At 57.3% G+C, this 7,290-nt stretch carries 4 protein-coding genes and 1 pseudogene; 2 read left to right on the forward strand and 3 right to left on the reverse strand.

Features of this window, described 5'->3' with window-relative positions; genetic code table 11:
* The 3 genes and pseudogenes from ACIP66_RS26770 to yaaA all read right to left on the reverse strand — a co-directional run.
* Positions 1-1,253: pseudogene (locus ACIP66_RS26770) on the reverse strand (glycosyltransferase); the annotation flags it as partial.
* Between the two features lie 246 nt (positions 1,254-1,499).
* Entirely contained in the window at positions 1,500-2,816 is a 1,317-nt protein-coding gene (locus ACIP66_RS26775) for a nucleotide sugar dehydrogenase (RefSeq protein WP_008087506.1), read from the reverse strand.
* Between the two features lie 810 nt (positions 2,817-3,626).
* Complete coding sequence (gene yaaA, locus ACIP66_RS26780; protein WP_400652117.1) at positions 3,627-4,406, reverse strand: peroxide stress protein YaaA; 780 nt, start codon at positions 4,404-4,406, stop codon at positions 3,627-3,629.
* 320 nt (positions 4,407-4,726) lie between these two features.
* Here yaaA and ACIP66_RS26785 point away from each other — a divergent pair, with 320 nt between their 5' ends.
* Positions 4,727-5,851, forward strand: coding sequence for a polysaccharide deacetylase family protein (locus ACIP66_RS26785; RefSeq protein ID WP_400652119.1), 1,125 nt, complete (start codon positions 4,727-4,729; stop codon positions 5,849-5,851).
* Positions 5,852-6,188: 337 nt separating this feature from the next.
* Positions 6,189-7,290: PhoH family protein (locus tag ACIP66_RS26790; RefSeq protein ID WP_400652121.1), on the forward strand; the 1,102-nt coding region annotated here is incomplete at its 3' end.

Below are 7,290 nucleotides of genomic sequence, written 5' to 3' on the forward strand. Positions count from 1 at the left end.
CTGCCGGCGGAGATTTTAATTGTCCGTGACTACAAGGTGTTGAACAATATTTTAAAGCTTGCGTGATCACTGGTCTGTGTTGTGTGTTGGCGTGTCCAGGATTGTTGGTCGAGGCGGAAGAACACGTAGATCTTCACCAGCGCACCGACGATCTGGTTGTAATAAAGAATCGCGGGATAAGCCGGGCCGATCCGGTGACCTGAGCACGACAGCAGCAGGGTCAGAATCAGGCGGGTGATGCCGATCCACAGCAGGTAAACGAGGATGAACGCGGTGCCGTATTTGAAGCTGGCAATGATCGCCACGGTCAGGCCGAGCAGTGACGTCCACATCGATACGCGTTGATCGAACAGCACCACCGAGGTGAAGGCGCCGAGGCGTTTCACACCCAGGCCCAGACGCCAGTGTTGCAGCGAGTCGCTTTCAACGTCGGCGATGAATTCCGGATTGGTCACCACAGACGCTTTGAATACCGACATACGGCCAGTCATGGTCAGCACGCGTTTGGACAGAGCCATCGAGCACATGTTGATGTGGCGCTGGGCGAAACGCAGCTTGTGCCATTCGCTCATGATGTAGCCACCGCGCACTTCGCAGAATTCGTTGGTGGTCAGGCCGCCGACGTTGCCGAACAGCTGGAACCACGGCACGGTCTTGCGCACGGTGCCTTCGCCGAGCACGGTGTCGCCATCGATCACGGCGACCACGGCACGGTCGTCCGGCAGGTGACGAGAGATCGCGCGGAAACCGTAGGCCAGGCCATCACGTTTACCGGTGCCGGGAATGCGCACGAAGTCGAGCTTCACGCGCTCTGGCGGATTCATCCGCGCCCACAGCGCCTTGACCAGCAGCTCATCGGACATTTCCACGATCGAGCAAACCACGGTGGTCGGCAGTTCGCAGTCGATGGCTTCGCGGATCACCGAGCTGTAGACCTGCGCTGTGGTCAGCGCGTCGATACGGAAACTGGTGACCATCAGAAACACATGCGACGGATCCGCCGCTTTACCCAACTTGCGCACTTTGCGGCGCAGGTGCGGATAAACGATGTAGAGGAAAATCATGCCGCGCACAAAGTGCGTTGCACCCATCGAGTAGCGCCAGATACCCACGGCGCCAATCAGGAAAATGAAGTCCTTCGACTCGGAGTCGAACGTGGACGTGGGCAGCATCAAGGCCAGGCCCATCAGCAAACTTAGGTAAAACAGCCAACCGGCGGCCTGAAGTAGGCCGTGTTTTAGCCTGTGCATAATCTGCATCCGTCTCTATCTCGGGCCGGGCCCGATGGGGTTAAGGCAGGCTTACAAAAAACTGCGATGTCACGCGCAATTCGGGTGATCCCTGTAGGAGCTGCCGAAGGCTGCGATCTTTTGATCTTTGCCGGTTCACTCGGAACTCAAGCGTTGCCGGTAAAGATCGCAGCCTCGTTTCACTCGACAGCTCCTACATTTGGGTTCTGTTGCACGGCGTCGCGAGGGCGGCGCCGTGCAACGTCTGCCTTACCAGCAAATGCCTTCGGTACGGGTGCCAGCGTCGGTGGCCTTGGCCATGAAGCCGACCAGGTCGATGACCTGTTTGCCATGCGGTGCCTGTTGCGCCAGCGCGCGGAATTTCTCGTCGCGGTTGCCGAGGATGATCACGTCGGAGTTGTCGATCACCGAATCGAAGTCCGCGTTGAGCAGGGACGATACGTGCGGGATTTTCGACTCGATGTAGTCTTTGTTCGCGCCGTGAACACGGGCGTACTCGACGTTGCTGTCGTAAATGCTCAGGTCGTAACCCTTGCCGATCAGCATCTCGGCCAGCTCGACCAGCGGGCTTTCGCGCAGGTCGTCGGTGCCGGCCTTGAAGCTCAGGCCGAGGAGGGCGACTTTGCGTTTGTCGTGGCTTTCAACGATGTCGAAGGCGTTCTGCACTTGCGATTCGTTGCTGCGCATCAGCGAGTTGAGCAGCGGTGCTTCGACGTCCAGCGAACCGGCGCGGTAGGTCAGGGCGCGCACGTCTTTCGGCAGGCACGAACCGCCGAAGGCGAAGCCTGGGCGCATGTAGTACTGGGACAGGTTGAGGGTCTTGTCCTGGCAAACCACTTCCATCACTTCACGGCCATCGACGCCGACCGCTTTGGCGATGTTGCCGATCTCGTTGGCGAAGGTCACTTTGGTCGCGTGCCAGACGTTGCAGGTGTACTTGATCATCTCGGCGACGGCGATGTCCTTGCGGATGATCGGCGCGTCGAGTTCTTCGTACAGCGATTGCAGAACGTCGCCCGAAGCCTTGTCGAATTCGCCGATGACGGTCATCGGTGGCAGGTCGTAGTCGGCGATGGCGGTGGATTCACGCAGGAATTCCGGGTTGACCGCAACACCGAAGTCGACGCCAGCTTTCTTGCCCGAGCAGTCTTCGAGAATCGGGATTACTACGTTGGCAACAGTGCCCGGCAATACGGTGCTGCGTACAACGATGGTGTGGCGGGTGGTTTTTTCACGCAGAACAAAACCGATCTCGCGGCACACGGCTTCGATGTAGTTCAGTTCGAGGTCGCCGTTCTTTTTGCTCGGCGTACCGACGCAGATCATCGACAGGTCAGTGTCACGAATCGCTTCGGCGAAGTTGGTCGTGCCACGCAGACGACCGGTTTGAATACCCTGTTGCAGAAGTTCGCCCAGGCCCGGTTCAACAATGGGAGATTTGCCAGCGTTGATCATGTCGATCTTGTCTTTGGCAACATCGACGCCAACCACGTCATGGCCCCGTGCAGACAGGCAACCGGCACATACTGCGCCAACGTAACCCAAACCAAATATGCTGATGCGCATCGCAATTACCTCTGTATATATCAGGCCTTAGAAGGCCGGAGTTAATGGTGTTCAGCGTTCACTAGTGCACTCGAAAGTGCGGCTTACAGGCGCCACAATGCCGTGTGCAGGCATACAAAGTTCCGAGTGTCTAAATAAGTGCACTCAAGATGTGCGCAACCAGGCCTTATAGTTATGACTTGCCCTGTTATGCAGCGGATCTTCCTTGTGGAAGACTCAGGTGCATTCGTCTTGCGCGCTTGATGGCGGGCAGGAAGGCCCGTAGATCAAGCGGTTTGGTGCTCAGGCGAGCACGTTTATAGGGGCGCGGCCTTGGCCTTGTAGGGGATATTAATGCTGCGTATCTCCTGTCCTTCAGTGTGCTTTGCGACCGGTTAGTCATCTAGGCAAGTTGCTGTGACAACTTGGTTACATGGCTAATTGTCCTACGTAAGTTATCTCGTACAAACTCGGCGAGAATCGTTACCGGTGGTATGAACTACGCATTTGGACATAGTTCCAGTCCGCTCATCGCGCCATCTGAAATTTTTTGAAATATTGACAAAGATGGCACTGGTCTCAATTTGATAGCACTTTCCGTTTCGCCCTTTATTGATAGGGGCGGCATTGCGCTAGATAGTTTTGTGCCACTACCGTGAAAAAAGTTACGTGCCACTACTGAAAAAAATGATCAGTGTCGAGTGAAACTAAAATTAGAAAGGACAGGGATTGTTTTCTGGCGCCATAAAAATGGCGAAATCAAGCGAGGAATTTTTGACGTCGTGCGAGCTGCACGACTCTTTATAAAAAGAGTCGTGCATTAGGCATGCTTTATTCGGGGGCGTGGTCGCGTAGAAATACCAGGTTGTCAGGTTTCGACTGTTCGGCGCTGTAGCGATAACCCTGCACATCGAACTGCTTGAGCTGGGCGGGATCGTTGATCTTTTCCTGAATCACGAAACGGCTCATCAGGCCACGCGCTTTCTTCGCGTAGAAACTGATGATCTTGTACTGGCCGTTCTTCTGATCCTTGAAATCGGTATTGATGATCCGCGCGTTCAACGCCGTGCGTTTAACCGCCGAGAAGTATTCGTTGGATGCGAGGTTGAGCAGCACGTCGTCGCCCTGATCGGCCAGCGCTTCGTTGAGCCATTCGCTGATGCGAGTGCCCCAGAAGGCGTACAGGTCTTTGCCACGGGCGTTGGCCAGTTTGGTGCCCATTTCCAGGCGATACGGTTGCATCAGGTCGAGCGGGCGCAGCAGGCCATAGAGGCCGGAGAGCATGCGCAGATGCTTTTGCGCGTAGTCGAAATTGGCTTCGCTAAAGGACTGCGCATCAAGGCCGGTGTAGACGTCGCCCTTGAAGGCGAGCAGCGCTTGCTTGGCGTTTTCCGGGGTGAACGCGGGCGTCCAGCTGCCAAAACGCGCGGCGTTGAGGCCGCCGATCTTGTCGGACACGTGCATCAGCTCACTGATCTGCGCCGGGGTCAGGTCGCGCAATTGCTGGATCAGTTCCTGAGAATGGTCGAGGTACTGCGGCTGGGTGAAGCGCTGGGTCGCCGGCGGTGTTTCGTAATCGAGGGTCTTGGCGGGGGAAATCACCATCAGCATGAAGTCGTCTCCTTTAATCGTGGGGGCGATTCTAGGGGGTTGTCGGTGTTGACTCCAGCTATCAAGCCCATAGGTGATCGACGGCTTGGCGATGATCGTTCCCACGCTCTGCGTGGGAATGCCGCCTGTGACGCTCCGCGTCACCGTCGAGCTGGACGCGGAGCGTCCGGGGAGGCGTTACCACGCAGAGCGTGAGAACGATCATCGCAATGATTCAATGGAGGCACAGGTAGGAGCTGCCGAAGGCTGCGATCTTTTGATCTTTCTTTTGATCCACCCGCGATATAGTGCCGCGCGGGTTTTGTTATGGAGACGCCCCTTTGCGCATTGTTCTTTTATTCACCGCGTGGCTGTTGAGCTTCGGTGCCGCTGCGGCGCCGGGCGATGTGGCGACGCTGGATCGCAGCACCTGGCCGGAGCAGCTCAGCAGCCCGACGCTGTTCGACGTCGCCTCGCGCGCCGAAATCCTCATGTTCGCCCGGGGCTTGCTCGGCACCGAAGCGCTGGACGAAACCGCGCTGGCCCAGCGCCTCGGCCTGCGCACGGTGAATATCGACGCGGTCAACAGCCTGCGTCAGCGCCTCTGGCAGCGCCTGTTGGCCAACTACAACTACGCCCAGCAAAGCTGCGATCAGGACGCCTCGTTCTGCTTCCTCGTCGAAGACCTGCCGACCCTGCGCGAGCAAGCCGCCAAATTCGTCGTCAGCGATGACAGCTATTACACCAAGTGGGCCGAGCCGAGCCGGATCTTTCATGTGCAGTATCTCGATGAACTGATGCGCAAGGCCGCGCTGTTCCCGCAGACCAGCAGCGAAGTCGATCGTTTCGGCGACTACGAGCGCAACGGCGATGAGATGCACGACCGGCTGTTTCTGCTGACTTTCGACAGCGCCGCGAATCTGCAACCGGACAATACCGACTGGCTCACCGGCTACCTGCGCAAAGCCAATCTGAGCGGCACGTTCTTTGTGTTGGGCAAGGATATTCAGGCGCGCCTGAGCGATCGTTCGGTGAGTAGCCTGCAAACCGAGTTCTCCAGACAGTGCGTCGGCGTGCAGGGCTGGGAGTTCCGCTCCCACAGCCACTGGCAGGACTGGCAGGATTCGGTGCGGCGCAGCGCCGATCTGGTAAAGAACAAACTACCGGAAAACTACGTGCCGCTGTTCCGTCCGCCGGACGGTCAGCGCCGCAGCGATGCACAAGGATTCTTCAACACCCAGGGCCTGCAAGTGGCGCTTTGGGACATTGATGCTCAGGACGGTGCCGGCAAACTCAAGGGTGCGCCGAGCGCGCAACGGGTGCTGACCCTGATGCTGTTGTGGCGTCACGGGGTGATCAATTTCAATATGAAACAGGACGCGGTAAAGACCTCGTTGCCGTGGTTGATCACGCAAACCGCGCAGAGCGGCATCGGTTGGGAAGACTGTCAGGACGCGTTTCGCTGAGAAACGCTAAAAGCCCGGAAACATTGGGCTTGGGGTGATTTTTTCAGAGAATTTGCTGCAGGTGGACTTCCGACTCTAACGGTGTCGACGGAGTCCGCCAAGGGCTTTTCGTCACTTTGCAAAATAAACTTAAAAAAACCGTCAAAGTACTTTTTTATGTCATCGGTTTTGGAGTATTACGAAGACAGACCGCCGAAACCTGCAACACAGGTGGCGTCTTCCAAGACCCGTTTGTTTGCAGTCACTTGAATCTCCGCAGGTGAGATTTCGGCAGTCACTTCGAGGCGCAGCACCGCTCAGGTATTGCGTCTACTGGCTCTGACATAGGTGACCGAGTATGGATGATCACGGACGTAGCCCTTCCTCCAACCAGCCAATCCTGTATGTACTCGATACCAACGTATTGATTCACGATCCAAACGCCCTGCTGAATTTCGAAGAACACCACGTCGCGATCCCGATGACCGTGCTTGAGGAGCTGGACAAGCTCAAGAGCGGGCATCACAGCGTGGCCGCTGAATGCCGTCAGGCCATCCGGCTGATCGACAAAACCCTGGGCGATGCGTCCCCGGAAGATGTCGAACTGGGTGTGCCGATCCAGCGCGGCAAGGGCGGGCCGAAGGGCTTGCTGTCAATTCTGATGAGCAAGCAGGCCGAATCGAATCTGATTCTGCCCGAGCATCTGAACGACAACAAAATCATCAACCAACTGATCGACCTGCACACCCGCGACCCGAAAAAACCGGTGGTGCTGGTCACCAAAGACATCAACATGCGCCTCAAGGCGCGTGCCTGCGGTATCGCCTCCGAGGACTACAGCACCGACCAACTGGTCGACGACGTGTCCTTGCTGCCGAACGGCTATCACAACATGACCGGCTCCTTCTGGGACCGCGTGAGCAAGGTCGAAACCCGTCAGGATCACGGCCGCACCTGGCACCAGGTACAACTGATCGACAACCTGCCGGCGGTGCACATCAACGAGTTCATCATTGATGAACAGGGCTTCGTCGGCTGGATCAAGGAGATTGAAGAAGACCGCCTGCTGATTCTCGACCTGCACCAGGAACCGCTGCTGCACCAGGAGGCGTGGGGGCTGAAACCGCGCGACATCTATCAAAGTCTGGCGCTGTACGCGCTGCTCGACCCGGACATTCATCTGGTCAACCTGTCGGGTGCGGCAGGCTCCGGTAAAACCATTCTGGCGCTGGCCGCAGCGATCGAGCAGACCATGGTCAGCAAACGTTATCGCCGCATCATTGCCACCCGCAGCGTGCAGGGTCTCGACCAAGAGATCGGTTTCCTGCCCGGCACCGAAGCGGAAAAAATGGAGCCGTGGCTGGGCGCCATCACCGACAACCTCGAAGCCTTGCACATGGATGACGAAAACACCCATGGCAGCGTCGACTACATCCTCAGCACAGTGGCGCTGCAGTTCC

Source organism: Pseudomonas sp. NPDC088429, from assembly GCF_044753305.1.
In the GTDB taxonomy this organism is placed as follows: Bacteria; Pseudomonadota; Gammaproteobacteria; order Pseudomonadales; family Pseudomonadaceae; genus Aquipseudomonas; species Aquipseudomonas rustica.

Bases quoted from the DNA above. Each gene is read 5' to 3' on its own strand.
- ACIP66_RS26775 (WP_008087506.1), bottom strand. From the start codon at position 2,816: ATGCGCATCAGCATATTTGGTTTGGGTTACGTTGGCGCAGTATGTGCC.
- yaaA (WP_400652117.1), bottom strand. From the start codon at position 4,406: ATGCTGATGGTGATTTCCCCCGCCAAGACCCTCGATTACGAAACACCG.